The organism is Micromonospora sp. MH99, assembly GCF_021442385.1.
Classification (GTDB): Bacteria; Actinomycetota; Actinomycetes; order Mycobacteriales; family Micromonosporaceae; genus Micromonospora.
The window spans coordinates 13049-33413 of the sequence record NZ_MUZA01000046.1 but is presented as its reverse complement, the minus strand read 5'-3'; the positions used below and the strand labels follow the sequence as shown (position 1 = coordinate 33413).

General features: G+C 72.1%; 19 protein-coding genes. 16 read left to right on the top strand and 3 right to left on the bottom strand.

Going from position 1 to position 20365, the window contains the following annotated elements:
• Window positions 1–199: 199 nt before the first annotated feature.
• From B0E54_RS22020 to B0E54_RS22010, 3 genes are all read left to right on the top strand, one after another.
• Window positions 200–955, top strand: a complete 756-nt coding sequence (locus tag B0E54_RS22020) for a G5 domain-containing protein (protein ID WP_234587745.1) — start codon at window positions 200–202, stop codon at window positions 953–955.
• Window positions 956–1152: 197 nt separating this feature from the next.
• Window positions 1153–2016 carry a DUF559 domain-containing protein gene (locus B0E54_RS22015; protein ID WP_234587730.1) on the top strand — a complete coding sequence of 288 codons (864 nt, stop codon included), beginning with the start codon at window positions 1153–1155 and terminating at the stop codon, window positions 2014–2016.
• 182 nt (window positions 2017–2198) lie between these two features.
• On the top strand, window positions 2199–2870 hold the full coding sequence (locus B0E54_RS22010) for a septal ring lytic transglycosylase RlpA family protein (RefSeq protein ID WP_234587729.1): 672 nt from the start codon (window positions 2199–2201) through the stop codon (window positions 2868–2870).
• A gap of 38 nt (window positions 2871–2908) precedes the next feature.
• On the opposite strand, the gene gabT is transcribed toward B0E54_RS22010, so the two are convergent.
• Window positions 2909–4180 carry a 4-aminobutyrate--2-oxoglutarate transaminase gene (gene gabT, locus B0E54_RS22005; RefSeq protein WP_234587728.1) on the bottom strand — a complete coding sequence of 424 codons (1272 nt, stop codon included), beginning with the start codon at window positions 4178–4180 and terminating at the stop codon, window positions 2909–2911.
• A 3-nt stretch (window positions 4181–4183) separates the two neighbouring features.
• Window positions 4184–5620 carry a gamma-aminobutyraldehyde dehydrogenase gene (locus B0E54_RS22000; RefSeq protein ID WP_234587727.1) on the bottom strand — a complete coding sequence of 479 codons (1437 nt, stop codon included), beginning with the start codon at window positions 5618–5620 and terminating at the stop codon, window positions 4184–4186.
• Window positions 5621–5762: 142 nt separating this feature from the next.
• On the opposite strand from B0E54_RS22000, the gene B0E54_RS21995 reads away from it, so the two are divergent.
• Window positions 5763–7202 (top strand): aldehyde dehydrogenase family protein, encoded by a 1440-nt coding sequence (locus B0E54_RS21995; RefSeq protein ID WP_234587726.1) that lies wholly within the window; start codon window positions 5763–5765, stop codon window positions 7200–7202.
• Here the strand turns inward: B0E54_RS21995 and B0E54_RS21990 are convergent.
• On the bottom strand, window positions 7199–8434 hold the full coding sequence (locus B0E54_RS21990; RefSeq protein ID WP_234587725.1) for an SUKH-3 domain-containing protein: 1236 nt from the start codon (window positions 8432–8434) through the stop codon (window positions 7199–7201). The two genes, B0E54_RS21995 and B0E54_RS21990, sit on opposite strands and share 4 nt — an antisense overlap.
• A 78-nt stretch (window positions 8435–8512) precedes the next feature.
• On the opposite strand from B0E54_RS21990, the gene B0E54_RS32815 reads away from it, so the two are divergent.
• The 12 genes from B0E54_RS32815 to B0E54_RS21930 all read left to right on the top strand — a co-directional run bounded on the left by B0E54_RS32815 (window position 8513) and on the right by B0E54_RS21930 (window position 20325).
• Window positions 8513–8935: a YbaB/EbfC family nucleoid-associated protein gene (locus tag B0E54_RS32815; RefSeq protein ID WP_234587724.1), complete on the top strand. Its 423-nt coding sequence runs from the start codon at window positions 8513–8515 to the stop codon at window positions 8933–8935.
• The gene (locus tag B0E54_RS21980; protein ID WP_234587722.1) at window positions 8932–9264 is read left to right on the top strand and encodes a hypothetical protein; all 333 of its coding nucleotides are present in this window, start codon (window positions 8932–8934) and stop codon (window positions 9262–9264) included. The genes B0E54_RS32815 and B0E54_RS21980 overlap by 4 nt, the downstream gene beginning before the upstream one ends.
• A 16-nt stretch (window positions 9265–9280) precedes the next feature.
• On the top strand, window positions 9281–13381 hold the full coding sequence (locus tag B0E54_RS21975) for a toxin glutamine deamidase domain-containing protein (RefSeq protein WP_234587720.1): 4101 nt from the start codon (window positions 9281–9283) through the stop codon (window positions 13379–13381).
• Window positions 13353–13670, top strand: a complete 318-nt coding sequence (locus tag B0E54_RS21970) for a hypothetical protein (RefSeq protein ID WP_234587719.1) — start codon at window positions 13353–13355, stop codon at window positions 13668–13670. The genes B0E54_RS21975 and B0E54_RS21970 overlap by 29 nt, the downstream gene beginning before the upstream one ends.
• Window positions 13671–13801: 131 nt before the next feature.
• Window positions 13802–14395, top strand: coding sequence for a DinB family protein (locus B0E54_RS21965; protein ID WP_234587718.1), 594 nt, complete (start codon window positions 13802–13804; stop codon window positions 14393–14395).
• Window positions 14395–15051, top strand: a complete 657-nt coding sequence (locus B0E54_RS21960; RefSeq protein WP_234587717.1) for a tetratricopeptide repeat protein — start codon at window positions 14395–14397, stop codon at window positions 15049–15051. The genes B0E54_RS21965 and B0E54_RS21960 overlap by 1 nt, the downstream gene beginning before the upstream one ends.
• A gap of 125 nt (window positions 15052–15176) precedes the next feature.
• Window positions 15177–15413 carry a hypothetical protein gene (locus B0E54_RS21955; RefSeq protein ID WP_234587716.1) on the top strand — a complete coding sequence of 79 codons (237 nt, stop codon included), beginning with the start codon at window positions 15177–15179 and terminating at the stop codon, window positions 15411–15413.
• Window positions 15414–15580: 167 nt separating this feature from the next.
• Window positions 15581–16267: a deoxyribonuclease V gene (gene nfi / locus B0E54_RS21950; RefSeq protein WP_234587715.1), complete on the top strand. Its 687-nt coding sequence runs from the start codon at window positions 15581–15583 to the stop codon at window positions 16265–16267.
• Between the two features lie 104 nt (window positions 16268–16371).
• Window positions 16372–17430, top strand: a complete 1059-nt coding sequence (locus B0E54_RS21945) for a hypothetical protein (RefSeq protein WP_234587714.1) — start codon at window positions 16372–16374, stop codon at window positions 17428–17430.
• 69 nt (window positions 17431–17499) lie between these two features.
• Complete coding sequence (locus B0E54_RS21940) at window positions 17500–18885, top strand: phosphomannomutase/phosphoglucomutase (protein ID WP_234587713.1); 1386 nt, start codon at window positions 17500–17502, stop codon at window positions 18883–18885.
• A 61-nt stretch (window positions 18886–18946) separates the two neighbouring features.
• Window positions 18947–19132, top strand: a complete 186-nt coding sequence (locus tag B0E54_RS21935) for a Trm112 family protein (RefSeq protein ID WP_007455824.1) — start codon at window positions 18947–18949, stop codon at window positions 19130–19132.
• Window positions 19129–20325, top strand: coding sequence for an SIS domain-containing protein (locus B0E54_RS21930; protein WP_234587712.1), 1197 nt, complete (start codon window positions 19129–19131; stop codon window positions 20323–20325). Before B0E54_RS21935 ends, B0E54_RS21930 begins: the two co-directional genes overlap by 4 nt.
• Window positions 20326–20365: the final 40 nt, after the last annotated feature.

Below are 20365 nucleotides of genomic sequence, written 5' to 3'. Positions count from 1 at the left end.
CGGGCGTTCTGTCCCACACGATCGGCCCTGCGCGGTCGGCCCCACGGACCGGTCGACCGGCCGACCCGCCATCCACGGAGAACTGTCGGCGGCCAAGGCTGATCCCGCCGATGATCCGCCGGCGGGCGAACGGAGCAGGCGACCGGCGCGACGGTGGATATTTCCGGTAGTACTTGCGACGACACTCATCGTCGTGACGATGCAACCACCGACCGGGCCTGCGTACCCACCGCCGTACGGCCCCGGACCTCAGCCGCCCGCCGCCCCGAACTGGTTCCGCCGCGCCAGCCCAGGCCGCCGCCTCGCCGTGATCCTCGGCTCGGTCGCGCTCTCCGTCCTGCTGCTCTGCTGCGCCGGCACCGCCATCGTCAGCGCGCTGGGCGGCGAGCCGGAACCCAAGCGCACCGGCACGGCGGCCGAAGAGGCGCAGCGACCCATCGTGGCCGCCCCCGCCGAGCCCACGCAGGAGGCTCCCGCGCAGGCGCAGTCACCGGAGGCCGCGCCCTCCGCCACGCCGGCGCCCACCCCCTCCAGCGCCGCACCCTCGCCCGTGGTGCGGGTGACGACTGTGACGGAGCGGGCCGCGATCCGGCACGGTCAGCGCACCGTCAAGGACGCGTCCCTGGCCGAAGGCAAGCGGGTCGTCCGCACCAAGGGCGTCGACGGCGTCCGCACGCTGACCTACCAGGTGACCACCACCGACGGCGTGCAGACCGGTAAGAAGCTGGTCAAGTCCACCGTGACGAAGCAACCGGTGACCGAGGTGGTAGCCGTCGGCACCAAGAAGAAGTCGAACTGCGACCCGAACTACAGCCCCTGCGTCCCGATCGCCAGCGACGTGGACTGCCTTCCCGGCTCCGGAAACGGACCCGCCTACGTCCGCGGGACCGTCAAAGTCATCGGCACCGACATCTACGACCTGGACCGCGACAACGACGGCTACGGCTGCGACTAACCCCCCTCCGCCCTCCCGCGCCGATCTTGCACTTTCTGTCCCCGCATTACGCTCCTATCGGGCGTATCTGCGACAGAAAGTGCAAGATCGGCGGAGGGAGGGGTGGGGGTAGCACTGGGAGGGGTGGTTTGGGGGTTTTCCACAGGGCGGATTGTTTTCCACAGGCGGGACGCCGGGGGTCTCGTTGAGGGTCCGGGGTGGCCAGCCTGCTCGGTGTGGCTATTCAGTTGTGGCGGACGGACGCGTTGGTGCGGGACCTCACCATCAGACGAATCCGTACCCGGCTCGGTCGTGAGGAACTGCTTCGAGTCCGAAGGGGCGTCTATGCCGACCAGCCCTGCGACGAGGATGACGAACTGCGTGCGCTGATGCTGCGCCTCCCCGACGAGGCCATGCTGGCGAGGCAGAGTGCTGCCCGCAGACACGGCTTCGGCGTTCTGCGGGAAGACCTGGTACATGTCCAGTTGCCTGCCTCGGTGCCGAAGCCGCGCCTGCCCGGCGTCGTCGTGCACCGGACGGTGCTACCCGTTCGACCGGTCCTGGTCAGGGGCCTGCCGTGTGTCCCCGCGGCCCGCTGCGCCGTCGACCTGGCGCGTGCTGCCCGGCGGCTCGACGCCCTGCCGGTGCTCGACGCGGCGCTCCGGTCGGGCGTGGTGAGCCAGGATGATCTGCTGGCGGAGGTTTCGGCCCACGCTGCCCTGCGGGGCGTCCGGCAAGCCCGGAGTCTCATCGCGTTGGCGGACGGTCGGGCCGAGTGTCGGCAGGAAAGCCAACTGCGACTGATCCTGATCGACGGCGGGCTTCCACCGCCCGAGCCGCAACTGTGGGTCACCGACCGATTCGGGATCCGCCTCTACCGGCTCGACCTGGGGTACCGGGAGAGGCGAGTTGGCGTTGAGTACGACGGACTGTCGCACCTGGACCGCGATCGTCTCCGCCATGACCGCGAGCGGGTCAACTGGTTGGATGCGGCCGGCTGGCGTATGCGCTACTTCACCGACCGCGACCTCTACCGCCGCCCCCACCACGTAATAGCCACCGTCCGAACGGCACTGTCCTAACCTCCAGCCCGCCGATCTTGCACTTTCTGTCCCGACCAATGGCCACAACAGCGACATTTGAGCGACACAAAGTGCAAGATCGGCGGGGGTTGGGGCGGCGATCAGCTGGGGCTGGTGAACGGTTTTGGGGCGCTTTCCGTATCAGGCGGTGAAGGACACCACCGAGGACGGGAGTGACGGCGATGAGGGTGCAGCGCAGGCACGTGCTGGCGGCGACCGTGGCGGTGGTCGCCGCGGCGGGCGTGGCGGTGGGGACCGGGTTCGGTTTCGCCGACACCGCCCCGGCGCGGAAGTCCGTCTGCTCCGGATCGGTCACGTTCTCGGCGGAGGCGGAGGCGGGGGCGCCGGCGGCGACCAGCGACCGGTTCCCGGTGGGCACGCGGTTGCGGGTGACGAACCTGGACAACAACCGTACGGCCACGGTGACGGTGACCGGCCCGTCGGGCAGTTGTGTGCTGCTCAACTCCGCCGCCATGGAGCTGGTCCGCGAGCCGGGCAAGAACGTGATCCGCCGCAACGTGGTGGAGAAGCTGGACGGCGCGGTGGCCCAGCCGGCCCCCGGTTCGGTCCGTCCGGGTGCCGCCTCGCCCGGCGTGCCGGGCCCGCCGCCCCGCTCGGCCTGCTCCGGCGCGATCACCTTCTTCGCCGAGAACGCCGCGCCGGCGGCGACCAGCGGGCAGTTCCCGGTCGGTACGCGGTTGCGGGTGACCAACCTGGACAACAACCGGGCCACCACCGTGACGGTGACCGGCCCGTCGGGCAGTTGCGTGCTGCTCAACACCGCCGCCATGGACCAGATCCGCGAGCCGGGGAAGAACCTGGTCCGCAACAACACCGTCGAGGTCCTGCGCTGACGTGAGTGGAGGGGCCCGACGTGGGCCCCTCCACACGGTCAGCCGAACGCCGCGTCGAGGATGTCGGCGCCGCGGGCGAGGTGCTCGTCGGAGATCACCAACGGTGGCAGGAAGCGCAGCACGTTGCCGTACGTGCCGCAGGTCAGGGTGAGCAGGCCGGCGGCGTGGCACGCGGCCGAGATGGCTGCCGTGGCGGTCGGGTCGGGGACGAGGGAGCCGGGCTGGACCAGTTCCACGGCGAGCATCGCGCCGCGCCCGCGTACCTCGGCGATGCGCGGGTCCCGCTCGGCGATGGCGCGGAGCCGGGGCGCCAGCACGGACTCGATCCGGCGGGCCGCGCCGGCGAGGTCCAGCTCGTGCATGGTCTCGATGGTGGCCAGCGCGGCGGCGCAGGCGATCGGGTTGCCGCCGTACGTGCCGCCGAGCCCGCCGACGTGCACCGCGTCCATCAGCTCGGCCCGACCGGTCACCGCAGCGAGGGGCAGGCCGCCGGCGATGCCCTTGGCCAGCGTGACCAGGTCCGGTTCGACGCCCTCGTGCTGGCAGGCGAACCAGTCGCCGGTACGGCAGAAGCCGGTCTGGATCTCGTCGGCGACGAAGACCACCCCGGCCGCCGTCGCCCAGTCGCGCAGCGCCGGCAGGAAACCCGGCGCTGGTACGACGAAACCGCCCTCGCCCTGGATCGGTTCGATGAGCAGCGCGGCGACGTTCTCCGCGCCGACCTGCTTCTCGACCATCTCGATCGCCCGTGCGGCCGCCTCGGCGCCGGAGAGCCCGCCGTCGCGCAGCGGGTACGACATCGGCACCCGGTAGATCTCCCCGGCGAACGGCCCGAACCGGTGCTTGTACGGCATGTTCTTCGCGGTCAACGCCATGGTCAGGTTGGTCCGGCCGTGGTACGCGTGGTCGAACACCACCACCGCCGGTCGCCCGGTGGCGTGCCGCGCGATCTTGACGGCGTTCTCCACCGCCTCGGCCCCGGAGTTGAACAACGCCGAGCGCTTCTCGAACCCGCCCGGCGTCAGCGCGTTGAGCTGCTCGCACACCGCCACGTACGACTCGTACGGCGCGACCATGAAGCAGGTGTGGGTGAACCGTTCCACCTGCGCGCGGACCGCCTCGACCACCCTCGGCGCGGAGTTGCCGACGCTGGTGACGGCGATGCCGGCGGCGAAGTCGATCCACTCCCGGCCGTCGACGTCGGTGAGCGTGCCCCCGGATGCGGAGTCCACGTACGAGCCGATGACGCTGCCGACGCCCCGGGCGACGGCACCACTGCGACGCTTGTGCAGATCTTCCGAGGACGGCATGGCTCAGCCCTCGATGTTGTGCATGACGTGCTTGATCCGGGTGTAGTCCTCCAGGCTGTAGACCGAGAGGTCCTTGCCGTGCCCGGAGTGCTTGAAGCCGCCGTGCGGCATCTCCGAGACGAACGGGATGTGCGTGTTCACCCAGACGCAGCCGAAGTCGAGCCGTCGCGTCATCCGCATCGCCCGACCGTGGTCGCGCGTCCAGACCGACGCCGACAGGCCGTAGTCGACGCCGTTGGCCCAGCGCACCGCCTCGTCCTCGTCGGAGAAGCGCTGCACGGTGATGACCGGCCCGAACACCTCGTCCTGGATGATCTCGTCGGCCTGACGCAGGCCGGAGACCACCGTCGGCGCGTAGAAGTAGCCGCGCTCACCCTGCCGGGATCCGCCGGTCTGGATCGCCGCGTGGTCGGGCAGCCGGTCCACGAAGCCGCTGACCCGGGCGAGCTGGTTGGCGTTGTTCAGCGGGCCGTAGAGCACGTCCGAGTCGTCCGGTGCGCCGGTCTTCGTGTTGCGGGCCTGCTCGGCGAGCGCCGCCACGAAGTCGTCGTGGATGCCCGGCCCGGCCAGCACCCGGGTCGCCGCCGTGCAGTCCTGACCGGCGTTGAAGTAGCCGCCCAACGCGATGGCCTCGGCCGCCGCCGCCACGTCCGCGTCGTCGAAGATCACCACCGGGGCCTTGCCGCCCAGCTCCAGGTGGGTGCGCTTCAGGTCGGTGGCCGCCGCGGCGGCCACCTCCATGCCCGCGCGGGTCGAGCCGGTGATCGACACGAGCTGTGGGGTCGGGTGCGACACGAGGGTACGACCGGTGTCCCGGTCACCGCAGACGACGTTGAACACACCCGGCGGGAAGAACTCGGCGGCGATCTCGGCGAGCAGCAGCGTCGACACCGGCGTGGTGTCCGACGGCTTGAGCACCACGGTGTTGCCGGCGGCGAGTGCCGGGGCGATCTTCCACACCGCCATCATCAGCGGGTAGTTCCACGGGGTCACCTGGGCGCAGACCCCGATCGGCTCGCGCCGCACGTACGAGGTGTGCCCGGCCAGGTACTCGCCGGCGGAGCGCCCCTCCAGCAGGCGGGCGGCCCCGGCGAAGAACCGGAACTGGTCCACCGCCGGCGGCAGCTCCTCCTCGGCGGTGAGCTGGCGCGGCTTGCCGGTGTTGCGGACCTCGGCGTCCACCAGGTCGGCCGCGCGCGCCTCCACGGCGTCGGCGAGCCTGAGCATCGCCTTCTGCCGCTCGGCCGGGGTGACCTCCCGCCAGCTCTCGAACGCGGTGGCGGCGGCGGTCATCGCCGCGTCGACGTCGGCGGCCCCGGAGACCGGCGCCTGGGCGAACACCTCGCCGGTGCAGGGGTCGACCAGATCGGCGTACCCGCCGTCGGCCGGTTCGACGTAGGAGCCGTTGACGAAGTTGCGCAGCTGCTGCTGGTCACTCATGACGGGATCACTCCGAGGGGGCCGGGGATGCGGTGTGCGGCGGTTATCGCAATCTTCCTGCCATCTTCGCTACTGAATTCGCGGCAGACAAGGGATACGGCGACTGTTTCCGTCGGCTGTTGTCTCGTCTACGCTGCACGACGTGGAGCCTGCTGACTTCTTCGTCGCCTCCCGTCCCGCCTCCGGCGAGGGCGAGCTGACCGTCCACCATCCGTACGACGGCCGGGCGGTGGGGCGTACCACATTTGCCACCCCTGACCAGGTCGACGCCGCCGTCGCGGCCGCGGCCGGTGTGGCCGCGCAGGCCGCGGCCCTGCCCGCGCACGCCCGCGCGGCGGCCCTGGACCACGTGTCGCGGCGGCTCGCCGAGCGTGCCGACGAGATCACGGCGCTGATCACCGCCGAGAACGGCAAGCCGGTGAAGTGGGCGCGCGCCGAGGTCGGGCGGGCGGTGTCCACCTTCCGGTGGGCCGCCGAGGAGGCCCGGCGCTTCTCCGGGGAGCTGCAACGCCTCGACACCGACCCGGCGGCCTCCGGGCGGATCGCCCTGGTCCGGCGGGTGCCGAGGGGGCCGGTGCTCGGCATCGCGCCGTTCAACTTCCCGCTCAACCTGGTCGCGCACAAGGTCGCGCCCGCCATCGCGGTCGGTGCGCCGATCATCGTCAAGCCGGCCCCGGCCACGCCGCTGTCCGCGCTGCTGCTCGGCGAACTGCTGGCCGAGACCGACCTCCCCGCCGGCATGTTCTCGGTGCTGCCGCTGCCCAACGACCGCGCCGCCGAACTGGTCGCCGACCCCCGGCTGCCGGTCGTGTCGTTCACCGGGTCGGGGCCGGTCGGCGCGGCCATCCGCCGCCAGGTGCCGGACAAGCACGTGACGTTGGAGCTGGGCGGCAACGCGGCGGCGGTGCTCTGCGCGGACTGGACCGCCGACGAGGACCTGGACTTCGCCGCGCAGCGCATCGCCACGTTCGCCAACTACCAGGCCGGCCAGTCGTGCATCGCCGTGCAACGCGTGTACGTGCACCACGCGCTGCACGCCGACTTCCTGCCCCGGCTGGTCGCGGCGGTACGCGCCCTGCGCACCGGAGATCCCGCCTCGGAGCTGACCGACGTCGGGCCGATGGTGTCGACCGACGCGGCCCACCGGGTCGAGACGTGGGTGGCGGAGGCGGTCGCGGCCGGCGCCACAGTCGAGGTGGGCGGCGTGCGCGACGGCGCCTCGTACCCCCCGACCGTCCTCAGCGGCGTGCCGGCCGACGCCAAGGTCGTCGCCGAGGAGGTGTTCGGGCCGGTGCTCGTGGTCACCCCGGTCGCCGACGACCAGGCCGCGTTCGCCGCGGTCAACGACTCGGCGTACGGGTTGCAGGCCGGCGTGTTCACCCGGCGCCTGGACGTGGCCTTCGCCGCCGCGCGGACGCTGGAGGTGGGCGGCGTGATCGTCGGCGACGTGCCGTCGTACCGGGCCGACCAGATGCCGTACGGCGGGGTGAAGGGCAGCGGCGTCGGTCGGGAGGGGCTGCGCAGCGCGATGGACGACTACACCGAGGCGCGGGTCATGGTGCTGACCGGGCTGGCGCTCTAGGACCAGGTGCCATCGTCGTTGACCCGGGCGGGCGCGCGGCCGAGCAGCAACGTGGTGAGCGCGGCGTCGATGGTGTCGCCGAGGAACCACTCCCCGGCCTGGTCGAGGGCGAAGACCCGGCCGCGCTCGTCGACGGCGAGGATGCTGTCCTGCTGCTCGGTGCCGATCGGAAAGAGTCGTACGCCGAGCACCGCGCCGAAGTCCGCGAGGGTGTCGGCGGTGTGCGCGATGGCGTGCGGGCGGATGTCGAAGCGCGAGATCCACACCTGCGCGCCCGGGCCGCGCCGCGCGCCGACCAGGCTGGGGAACGCGGTCAGCGCCTCCACGGCGGCGGGAAAGACCTCGTGCCGGTGGACGGCCCCCGGAACGGCGGTGACGTCCCGCACGCCGGCGGCGGCCATGATCTGGTCACCGATGTGCGGTCGCCAGCCCGCCGCCACCAGCGCGTTGGCCACCTCGGGTGGAAAGCGGCCCGGGTCCGGGTCCGGCTCCGGCGGTGCGAGCCACGTCTCGGTGTAGGCCCGCGCCGACTCCGGCAGCATGTTGGCGCTGACCAGAAACGAGACGCACGAGTCGCAGGGTCGCTCGGCGGCGCCACCGGCCGGGTCACCCGGCTCGCGGATCCGGAAGATCTCGAAGCGCGCCGCCCCCAGCAGGGCACCCGCCTCGGCCCGCCCCATCGGCGCGATGCCCTCGGCGGCCCGACGGTGGTCGTACTCGTGCAGCACGTCGGAGACCACGATCAACTCGGCGTGACACTCGACGCCGCGGACCAGCTCGCCCGGGGGTTGCTCGTCCAGGTAGCCACGGACGAGCGGGTGGTGGTTCAGCGCGACCGCGCCCTTCGTCCCCTGGGCCGTCCAGATGCGACCGTCGAGGGTCAGGTGCGCCACCGTGTTCGGCGTCGGGGCTCGACGGATCTCCCGGATCAGCAGGCTCGACGCGTCGACGGTGCGGGGGGCGGTCGGCCCGCTGGGCTGACTGCGCCGGTACAGATCCGCCACCACCTCGCTGGGCACACGCGGCCAGGTGGTGACCTTCCCGGTCCGCCTGTCGATGACTGTCGTCGGCAGATCGCCGGGGATCGTCCGCACCCCGTTCGACACGATCGAGGTGACGACGAAACCGAGGTCGAACTCGTCGACCACCGGAGTGCACTCGTGGCCGAGGCGCTGCGAATCCCGCCTCGCCCACGCGGACGCGAGCTGCTCGGCCTGCTGACGGTCGATCACGCATCGAAACTACCGGACTACACGAATCGATGGCGGCCGGTATGGTCTCGGATACCGACGGTGACGGGAGGAGCGGCGGTGAGCGAACGCGTGGACCGGGACGCCAATCGCGAGCTACGAGCCCGATTCGACGACGTGTACGGCCAGTATCAGCAGCTCAGGTCCGGTCTGGACACTCTGCAGGCGCGACTCGCCCAACTGCGGGTGAGCCGCCGCTCGCCGGACGGCCACATCACGGCGACCGTCGGCGCGCAGGGTCAGTTGGTCGAGGTCGTCCTGGCCCCGGCGATCTACCGGGACCGCGACGCGGAGGCGCTGAGCCGGAAAGTTACCGAAACGGTCCACGCTGCCGTGGCCGCCGCCACGCAGGCCACCCAGGACCTGGTCGCCGACACCATGCCGGCCGGCGCCGGCTCGGCGGACTTCCTGCGTACCGGCGATTTCGGCGCGTTGCTCGGCCGCGCCGACGCCATGCTCCGCCGCGGCGAGGGGCCGGCATGACCGACGGTCAGCTCTGGCTCGACGCGTCCCGGGCCCGGCGCGGTGGTGCCGACCTGGCCCTGTCCGGCGAGGCGGTGACGGCCAGCCGGGCAGCCGAGGGCGGTGAGATCGAGGCCGCCAGCGGCGCCCGTCCGTGGGGGCGTGACGACATCGGCGCCGCGTTCGAGCGGAACTACCGGGGCATCGAGCAGACCGTACTGCGCGCCTGGGCGGGTGTCGGGCAGCGGCTCACCGAGCTGGGCGCCGACGTGGTCAGCGCCGTCGACGCGAGCGTGCAGACCGACCAGAGCAGCGCCGCCCGGCTCGACCGGGCCGCCGACCAGCGCTGACGGCGGGTCGATCCGGATGAGCGTGCTGCCCAGCCCGATCCCGCACCCGCTGGACTACGCGCCCTGGGACGTCCCCGGCTGGATCTACGAGGCCCTCGACTGGGCGGTAGGCGTGCAGTGGCCCGAGGGGAACGAACGGGCCGTCTGGGACGTCGCCGACCGGTGGTACGCGGTAGCCGGCGTCCTCGCCGGTCCGCACGCCGACGCCGCCGCGGCCGCTTCCGAGGTACGCAGCGGATACGGCGGTGTCGGAGCCGTCGACGCCGCGTTCGAGGCGGCCTGGCGTGGGATCGCCGAGGGCGATGACGCGCCCCTGCCGGTGCTCCTCGCGGTCACCGCCGACCTGGGCCGACTGGTCGAGGAGTGCGGCTGCGACATCGAGGGCGCCAAGCTCGAAGTCTGGATCGAGCTGGGCATCCTCGTCATCGAGCTGCTCTCGGTGGCGGTGGCGGCGCTGCTCACCGCGGGTGCCGCATCCCCGGCCGCCGGTGCGGCCATCACCGCCACCCGGCTGCTGATCCAGCAGATCTTCAAGCGTCTCATGGGCCAGCTGGCGAGCAAGGCGCTGCGGCGCGGGCTCAAGGAGGCCGGCGAGCGCGCCGCCAAGGAGATCGCCAAGGGTGGCGCGCGTGGCCTCGCCAAGCGAGCCACCCGGGAAGGTCTGGAGGAGGCGGCCGAGGAGTCCGGGATCAGCCTGGCCACCCAGGCGTACCAGAACTCCACGGGCCGGGCGCACGGCGTGGACCTGACCGACCTGGGCGCGTCGGCGGTCGGCGGGCTCGCCGGGGGAGCGGTCGCGCCGCTGGCCGGCCTGGGCCGCCACGCGACCGGCCGCGCCGCGCGCATCGGCGAGCACCTGGGTCGGGAGATGACCGGCGAGATGTTCGCCGAGAGCGCCGCCAGCGTCGCCACCGGGCAGGGCCTGACCTCGGTGGAGGACGCGGTACGCGCCGCCGCGTCCGGGGCCACCGGATCGGCGACCGGGCAGACCGACCACGCCCTGCAGGCCCGGCTGCACGCGCAGGCCAACGCCCTCGCCGGAGCGTCCTTCACCGGCCAGTCCCTTCCGACCCCCACTGCGCCTTCGATGGATGCCCCGCCCCCGGAACTCGCGGCGTCCTCGCCGGTGCCTCCGGCGTCGCCGGCCGCGTCCGCCCCGGGGCCTGGGGTGACGGATGGCGTCCACCACGCAGGGGTGGACGTTGTCGGGTCCCCGGTGCCGGCAGCACCCGAAGCGACGTCATCAGGTGTCGGTCACGGCACGAGTCCGGCGCTCTCCGCTGTCGCGGCGGATCCCACGCTCTCGGCTGTCGCGGCGGATCCTGCGCTCTCGGTTGTCGCGGCCCCGGGGCTTTCCGCTGTCGCGGCGGATCCCGTGCTGTCGGCGGTCACCGCGCCCGTGGCCGGTGCCGTTGACCCGACCGGCGGGCCGGTGGCGGGTGCCGGGCCGACGGAGGGTGGCGGGCCGGCGCTCGGCACGTCGCAGGGGATCGCCTCGGGTGCGGTCACCCCGGGCACCAACGGCACGGTTGCCGTGTCTCCGGCCACCGGGCCGTCGTCGGCGTCCGTGCCTCTGACGACCGGCCCGTCGTCGGCTCTGTCGACCGGCCCGTCCTCGGCTTTCGGACCTCTGACGACCGGCCCGTTGGCGGGGGGCGTTTCCTCGTCGGCGGCCGCGAGCACGGTGGGGCTGGCGCCGCCTGCCGCGTCCGCTGGTTCCGCCTCGACAGTCGCCCCCGGTACGGCTTTTCCACCCACGTCCACCGGTACGACGCCCGATGCCGGCGGCCGGCCCGGTGGGGTCCTGACCGGGACGGGCGGTGGCACGGTCCCCGGTGCCGCGGTGGGCCGGCACGCCGCGCCCACGCGATTGCCGACGCGGGAAGCGCCCGCGCCGGCCCGCGTACCCCGTCAACGGGCCCGCGGCCGGGCCTCGGTTCCGCTCGACGTGCTGGCGTTCGGCGATCCGTCGGTGTCCGTGGCCGAGAACGACGGGTACGCCGCCCGGTGGGTGGCCGAGGCGGAGGCCGCCGAGCGGCGGCGCTACCAGGGCCACTTCGAGTCGCAGCGCACCGGCTTCGAGAACAATCGCCGGCAGGCCGAGGCCGCCCGTATGCGGACCCGCGCCGCGGAGCACGATCGCAGGGCTGTCGAGTACGCGAGCTACGCCCGACAGTTGCACCAGGCGGGGCACCGGCAGTGGGCCGACGGCTGGCAGCGGGCCGCGAACGACGAGACACGCGCGTACGCCCAGTGGCGTGACCTGGCCGACGACGTGCTGGCGGGCATCAGGGCGCCGGCCGTCGTGGACATCGCCGACGGCGCGTTCGCGTACGCCAACAACGATGTGGGCGCGCTCGCGCTGGGTGCGGTGGAGACCGCCGGCCCGTCCCGGCTCACCGGCGACGACGTACCCCCGCCGATCGACGACTCCCGGCCGTACGGGCAGCCGGGCGGGCTCCGGCCTCCGCTCGCCCTGCACCAGGTCGACGTCGAACGGCAGATGCCCCGCGACCTCGACGGCGCTGTCAGGCGTACCGCAGACCCCCGCCGGGGCGGCTGGTTCCGCCTGCTGAACGACGGCGGCCCCCAGGCGGACGCCACCCGGGGCATCAACTGCCTGGACTGCACCCTGTCGCTCTTCGAAACCTGGGTGCACGGGCGGCCGCGGGTGTCCGCGCCGCGCACCTTCGACGGCTACCTGAACGGCGACACCCGACGTCCGATCCGCGGTGAGGCGGGTGGCCCGGGCCGGGTGGAGGACGTGACCGGTGGCCGTTTCCAGCGCGTCCTCGCCCCGCCGTCGGGCCAACGGGCACACCCGGCGCAGGCGCGGCACGCCGCCGACCGGGGGTACGCCAACCTGCACGACCAACTGCTGCTGGGCGGCCACGGCAGCTATGCGTTCCTGATCACCGAGTGGGCGGGCGGCGGCTCGCACGCCTGGGTGGCGCTCAACCAGAACGGCACGGTGCTCTACGTCGACCCGCAGACCGGCCTCGTCCGAGACCGGCCGCTCTACCCGGACGTGGTCGGCATCGACGCACTCGTGCTGGGCGGGGACGGCCGGCCGATGCCGCTCGGCGGGCTGTCCCGAGGCCGGTTCAGTGAACGTCCCGACCTGCCGACCCACCCACCGGCGTACGACGACGGCGGCCACGGTGACCCGTACATCAACCGCATGCACCTGCTGCTGGACGGGCCGGGCTCGGTGCAACACCCACCTGTGCCGGACAGCGGCGGAGCCGAGCCAGGTAGGCCGGAGTCATCGGCAGATGAACTGAACCAGCTCACGCCTGCTGAGCTGGCGGGGCTGACCGAACTACGTGATCGTGCACTTGCTGCTGCCGATCCTGTTGAGGACGCGTTGATTCAGGTCGGGCGGGACGTGTCGGAGGCCATGCGCCTCAGCGAGCGGGTGCAGCTGCGCGACCGTGAGTTCCGCGTCAAGGGGATTGAATCGCTGGCACGGAAGTACCTGGACGAGACCCGCGGTTTGTCCATCGGGGTCGAGGAGTTCGCGGAGACGGTCAATGATGTTCTGAGGTTCTTGTTCGAGGTGCCGTCCGGGACAGGGTATGGACGCGCCGTCCAGCTGATACTCGCGGGTCTCGTGGAATCAGGGTTCTCCGTACCCCGGTCTTCCCTCAAAAATTTTTGGCGGGCAGGCAACAGGTTTTACGGTTTCAACAGCACTCTCCGCTCGCCCGACGGATTCCTCTTGGAACTGCAATTCCACACCCGGGAATCGAGGGAAGCGTGGCTGCAGACCCATGACGACTACGAGATCCTACGGCGGTCCTCGAGCCGGCCGGAAGCCCATGTGCAAGGGTTTCTGCGGATGCTTGCACTCAACCGTGAGCGCGGGTTGCCAGAGAGCGTGCCACCCGGCTTGGAGAACCATTTCCCGCCGAAGGACGCCAGTCTCGCGAGGTGGATCAGCCGAAACGCGGGATCCTGGTCGACGTACCGAGACTGGCTTGATGCTCAGGGCAAAGACTTCTCGCAGGTAGTGCAAGAATCGGGCCTGAAGCGTAGGGATTTCCCTGTGGCCGAGGACGTGGCTCGTGAGTTGGAGAGGGGTCTTGTTGACGTATTACGTGATCTACCGGAATGACGAGCGAACGGGAGGGCCGGCTGGATTGTTCGTGATGAGTTCGGACGCTGGCAAGGCGCTGCTCTGGGATCATCGAGTCGGTGATTGGGTCGTCGACACAGATCTGGTCCTGCGCTTCATCAACAATCTTGGAAACATCGACCGCTTCGAGACGGTCGATCGAGCGCAGGCCGAAAGTGTGGCTGACGTCGTCACGGGTGGGAGGGCCCTGCCGGACGAGCATGGCCTACGCGCGTTGTTCGCCGCACACTCGCATGGCGGGCCCCAGGCATCCCCCGACCTTGACTGAAGTGGGAGTTCGGCTCAGCTCGCACTACCGTCCGCGATCACCAATGATGCTTCTGGAAGACGCTGGTCAGAGCGAGAAGGTGAGCGCGCGGACGGTTGCCGAGGTGGACGGGTATCGACAAGAGTCGCCGTATGGCTGACGCGCGCGCCGAAGCGGCGACCTCCGACGGCGAACCCACGCGGACCTTCGGCTGGTCGTACCTGTTCGTTCATCCGGACGATGACCCGCGCTCGGATGGCAACTTCGCCGACGAGCGGACGGTGCTCGTCGAGTATCTGCGCGACCAGCGCCTGACGTTCGAGCTCAAGTGTGACGGCCTGAACGCCGAGCAGTTGGCCCGGCGGGCGGTGCCGCCGTCGACGATGTCGCTGCTCGGCCTGATCCGACATCTGGCCGAAGTGGAGCGTGGCTGGTTCCGCAGGACGATGGCGGGGCAGGTCGCGCCCAAGTTGTACTGCTCGGACGACGATCCCGACGGCGACTTCGACGGCGCGGTGGCCGACCCGGTCGTGGTGGACGAGGCGTACCGGGCGTGGCGTACGGAGGTCGAGTTCTCCGAGCGGTTCGTCGCCGAGGCGGCGGATCTGGACGTGCAGGGGCGGCAGCGGGAGGGCAACGTCATCGTGCTCCGCAGGCTGCTGGTGCACATGATCGAGGAGTATGCGCGGCACAATGGCCACGCCGATCTCCTGCGCGAGCGTATCGACGGAAGGGTGGGTCAGTGATGGCCGAACGGTTCGACATCCGATTGACGCGGGCGCAGGAGCGCTACGAGCAGGCGGTCTTCGGCGGCGACGCCAAGTCGTTGGACGAGGCGGAGCGTGATCTGGTGGCGTTGGAGGCGGACACGGCGTTGGCCCGGGGTCGGCTCCTGCACGCCCGCTTCCTGGAGACCGGTGCGGAGGACGCGGCCGAGCTGTCGCTCTTCGAGCGGGCGGCGCAGCTCTACCGCGAGCTGGGTGACCCCCGCGGCGAGGGGGAGTCGCTGTTCTGGGTGGGCACGGTCCACCAGGTGATCCGCGGGGACCAGGCGGCGGCCGACCCGGCCTTCGCACGGGCGCGTGAGCTGGCGACCGAGGCAGGGGACGAGCTGACCCTGTCGTACGTGCTGCGGCACCTCTGCTTCGGCGAGCAGGCCGCCGGTCGGGTCGACGCGGCGCGGGGGTTGCTGGAGGAGTCGACGCGGTTGCGCCGGAAGCTGTCGTTCACCCCGGGGGTCGCGGCGAATCTGATCGGGCTGGCCGACCTGGCGGCGAGCGACGGCGACCGGGACGCCGCCCGTGGCCTGCTCGACGAGGCCGCCTCCCTGGCCACTGGCAGCGGTGCGCACGGTGTTGCCCGGTGGGTCGACGAGGCCCGCGACGAGCTGAAACTCGCCTGATCACGGGCGGTCGGGCGGGCGCGTTCTGGTCTGGACGGTAGGTCCGGGCCGGAGATCCGGCGACGGTGCGGTCAACGAATGCGACGGCGGTCCGTGTGGTTGATGGCGCGGATTAGCATCGGTCCATGGCGAATTCCACGACCGACATTGGCAGGTCCCGTGTCTGGGCCTGGCCGGTTGCCCTCCTGCTCGGCCTGGCGATCGGCATTCCCGCGCTCGGTTCGAAGGGCGGCGTGGCCTTCGGTGTCGCCATGGCCGTCGCCTTCGCGGTGGCCCTCGGCGCCACCCGGAAGCGCGTCGACGACGAGAGGGCCGATGAGGAGCCCGCCGAGAATGGCAGCGCGCGCCAACCGGCCAAGTAGGACAAGTAACCCGACGAGGTGACCGACATCCTCACCGACGGGCTTCGCCGAGCTTGATCGACTCGACATCGCCGATAGTGGGGTGTCCGAGGACGTGGGATACCCCGATATCGCCGAAACCGAGTGGATCAAGGCCGGGGGCCGGTGTGGATCAAGGGTGGGCGCTGATGTCTGGTGGATCGACGCCGCGCACCGTGGCGGAGGCGGTGGCCGTACAGGAGGAGTTGCGACCGCTGGTCGACCTGGTCGGGCCGGGTCCGGCCGCGCCCGCGACGGTGGCCGGCCTGGACGTCGCGTACGACGAGAGCGGAGACCTCCTCGCGGCGGCCGTGACCGTGCTGGACGCCCGGACGCTGGCCGTGGTGGATTCCGCGGTCAGCGTGGGCCGGCCGTCGTTCGGTTACGTGCCGGGGCTGTTCGCCTTCCGTGAGCTGCCGGCTCTGCTCGCCGCCCTGGACACGTTGACGACGATGCCGGACCTGCTCGTCTGCGACGGGCACGGTGTGGCTCATCCGCGCCGGTTCGGGCTCGCCTGTCACCTCGGGGTGGTCACCGGCCTGCCCGCGATCGGCGTGGGCAAGACGCCGCTGGTCGGCGAGTGGGATCCACCGGCAGCCGAGCGGGGTGCCTGGTCGGCGCTGCGCGACGGGGGTGAGGTCGTGGGTCGGGTGCTGCGGACCCGGGACGGCGTGAAGCCGGTCTTCGTGAGCGTCGGGCACCGGATGAGCCTGGACAACGCGACAGCGCAGGTGCTCGCGTTGGCGCCGCGCTACCGCCTGCCCGAGACGACCCGTACCGCCGACCGGCTCTGCCGTGCCGCCCTCGCCGGGAGCACACGTCCGGGTCGGTCGTAAACCGTAACGCCGCACACATGCGGGCCGCTCTATGACAGGTGGCGGGGGTGGCCCGGTAGTAGCCTGGCCGCGAACCCCACCCGGGGAGGAACGGTGAGGTGATCATGACGGTGCGTCGACGCGCGGCACGGCTCGCGACGGTCTGCGGTCTGCTGGTCGGCCTGGTGATGCTCGGTGCGTCACCCGCGCTGGCCGACGACGACTCGGTCCGTGTGGGGTCGGCCAGCAGCTTCGCCGCCGGGGGTTCAGCCCAGGGGGTGAACGTCGCGGTGCGCAAGCGCTCCGGCGGCTGCGTCCTGCTGCGTACCGCCCTGGGTCTGAGCCTTGAGGGTCTCCAGCCGAGCCAGGTGGCGGTCCAGGTGAACGTGGGCGGGCGCTGGGTCCCGGTGGCTGTCGGTGGCGGTGGCGGCAACGTCGAGACCGGGCAGACCGCACCGGCGAAGCCGATCCTGTGCAAGGGCAAGGGCATCACTATGCGGTACCGGGTGGCGTTCGGCGCCGACGCGCCGGGCGGTCAGCTCCGCGTGACAGGTGTGGGTCTCACCGCGGCCGGCCAGCAGTTGGGGCACGGCATCGACGCGGCGAAGGTCACCGGTCGGCTCTCCGCGCCGCCCACGCCGACGCCGTCGAAGAAGCCGACCCCGACCCCCAGCCCCACCGAGGTCGCGGCGGCCAGCGAGGTGGTGAACCCGGCCGCGCAGGGCCCGACGTCCGCCGCTCCCAGCGTGACCGCGGTGGCCGCCGAGTCCGGCGGAGGGTCACTGATCATGTTCTTCGGCATCGCGATGGTGGCGGTCGGCCTGCTGCTCATCGTGCTGCTGGTGCGCCGGTCCCGGCAGGACCGCACGTCGTCCGACGATCCCGGCCCGCTGCCGGGCAACCCCGGTGGCACCACCTACCGCTCCGGCGGTGGGTCACCGGCCGTGCCCGTGCAACCCGGCTCGGTGTACGGCCAGCAGCCGCCGGCCGCCGGCCAGGTGCCCCCGCCGCGTCCCGCCGGCGGAGGGGTCTACGGGGCGCGACCCGTGACGCCGACCCCGGACGCCACGCAACCGATGCCGGGTGCCCCGGCTGCTCCGGGTGCCCGATCGCTGCCCGGTGACCCGCCCGAGCCGCCCGACGGGGGCGATCACACCGTGTTCATGCCCCGGCTCCCCGGCTGAGCGGGGCCGGGCCGGGCCGCTCCGATACGCTCAGGTTCGTTGGGAACCTGCGGCCAAGGAGCGGAACTAGTGTCTGATCTGTCCCAGATCGTGAAGGCGTACGACGTCCGAGGGACGGTGCCGGACCAGTGGGACGAACGGGTCGCCGAGGCGCTCGGGGCCGCATTCACCCAGCTGCTCAACACCACTGACGAGCCCGGCGACGCGGTCGTCGTCGGGTACGACATGCGGGCCACCTCGCCCGGCCTGGCCGCCGCCTTCGCCGCGGGCGTACGCGCAGAGGGGCGCTCGGTGATCGAGATCGGCCTCGCCTCCACCGACCTGCTCTACTTCGCCTCCGGTTCGCTCGACCTGCCCGGCGCGATGTTCACTGCCAGTCACAACCCGGCGCAGTACAACGGCATCAAGATGTGCCGTTCCGGCGCCCGGCCGATCGGCCAGGACAGCGGGCTGGCGGAGATCCGGGAACGGGCACAGGCCCTGCTGGACTCGGGGGCGTCGCGCCCGGCGGGCGAGCCGACCCGGCCGGCCGAGCGGCGTGACCTGCTTCCCGACTACGCCGCGTACCTGCGCAAGCTGGTCGACCTCTCCGGCATCCGGCCGCTGAAGGTGGTGGTCGACGCCGGCAACGGGATGGGTGGCTTCACCGTCCCCACCGTGCTCGGCGACGCCGCCCTGTCGGCCCTGCCGTTGGAGATCGTGCCGCTCTACTTCGAGCTGGACGGCACCTTCCCCAACCACGAGGCGAACCCGCTGGACCCGGCGAACCTGGTCGACCTCCAGCGCGCGGTGGTCGAGCACGGGGCCGACATCGGCCTGGCCTTCGACGGGGACGCCGACAGGTGTTTCGTGGTGGACGAGCGCGGCGAGCCGGTCTCGCCGTCGGCGATCACCGCGCTGGTCGCGGCACGCGAGCTGGCCAAGCACCCAGGCTCCACGGTGATCCACGGCCTGATCACCTCCAGCGCCGTCGCGGAGATCATCCGTGAGCACGGCGGGGAGCCGGTGGTCGCCCGGGTGGGGCACTCCTTCATCAAGGCGGAGATGGCCCGCACCAACGCCGTGTTCGGCGGGGAGCACTCCGCGCACTACTACTTCCGGGACTTCTGGTTCGCCGACACCGGAATGCTCGCCGCGATGCACACCCTGGCCGCCCTGGGCGAGCAGTCGCTGCCGCTGTCCGTGCTGGCTGGCGAGTACGAGCGCTACGTCGCCTCCGGCGAGATCAACTCGACGGTCTCCGACCAGGGCGCGGCGGTGGCCGAGGTGCGTGCCGCGTACCCGGAGGCGACGGCCGACGAGATGGACGGGCTGACGCTGCGTTTTCCCGACGGCGCCTGGTTCAATCTGCGCGCCTCCAACACCGAGCCGCTGCTGCGGCTCAACGTCGAGGCGCCCACCCGCGAGCGGATGGTCTCGCTGCGGGACGAGGTGCTCGACCGCGTTCGCCGATAAGATCGCCTGCGCCGGTCGGCACCGCCGCCGGTGACCCCGCATTCGTGGAAGGAGCCGCGCCATGGCCCTGGATCCGCAGTTGCTCGAGATCCTCGCCTGCCCGGACACGCACCACGCCCCGCTGACCTACGACGCGGAGGCGCAGACGTTGACCTGCACGGAGTGCGGCCGGATCTTCGAGGTCCGCGACGACGTGCCGGTGCTGCTGCTCGACGAGGCGCGCGGCGGCCCCGGACAGCAGTCATGATCGACGGTACGGCCGGGGTCAGTGGGCGTCGCGACGCCGACGAGGCCCTGCTCGACAACCCGGACGCGCTGGCCGAGCACGACCCGGGCGGCATGCTGCGGCACACCGCGTCGGCCGGCGCCCAGGTGCGGGAGAGCGCGGCGTTGGCCGCCGAGGCGAACCTGGCGGTGCTCGCCGACGACGGGCGTCCCCGGGCCGTGGTGATCGCCGGCATCGGCACCGCCGGGCGTACCGGTGACGTGCTGGCCACTGTCGCCGGGCCCCGCTGCCCGGTCCCGATCATCGGGCACCGCAGCGCGGGCGTACCCGGTTGGGTGGGCGCCGCCGACGTGGTGATCGCGGTGAGCGCGTCCGGTCGGAGCCCGGAGGCGTTGGGCGCCGCCGAGGCCGCGCACCGTCGCGGCGCCCGGCTGGTCGCCGTGGGCGCACCGGACTCGCAGTTGCAGTCGGTGGCCGAGCGGGCCCGCGCGCCGTTCATCCCGGTGCCGCGACGCGCGCCGGCCCGGGCCAGTCTCTGGGCGCTCACCGTGCCGGTCCTGCTCGCCGCGCGTTCGCTCGGGTTGGTGAAGGTCAACGAGGCGGACCTGGCGGAGACGGCGGCCCGGCTCGACGCGGACGCCGACCGCTGCCGCTCCGCCGCCGAGTCGTTCGTCAACCCCGCCAAGTCGCTGGCGCTGGGCCTGGCCGGCTCGATCCCGATCGTGTGGGGCTCGTCCCCGCTGGCCACCGTGGCGGCCCGCCGCTTCGGCGACACCCTGTCCGCCAACGCCCGCTACCCGGTGGTCACCGGGGCGCTCGGCGAGGCCGGGCGGGGCCGGGTCGGGCTGCTGGACGGCGTCTTCGGCGGCCTGGCCGAGGGGGAGCGGGACATCTTCGCCGACCCGGCGGAGGACGACGGCGAAGGCACCCGGCTGCGGCTGGTCCTGCTGCGCGACGGCGGCCTCAACGCCGAGGACGACACGGACGAGCCGCTCGCCGTCGAGGAGCGCCGCGCGGACGCGGTGCAGACCCTCGCGGAGCGTCGTGGTGTGCGCTGCGACGTGGTGACCGCCGAGGGTGGTTCGGCTCTGGAGCGGCTGGCCTCGCTGATCGCCGTCCCGGATTTCGCCTCGATCTATCTTGCACTGGCACACGGATTGGACCCGATGGCCGTCCCGGCCATCACCGAGATGAAGGAGCTGTCGAACCAGTGAACGAACGCAGGCGGCGGCGCGTCACGTACGTCACCACGAC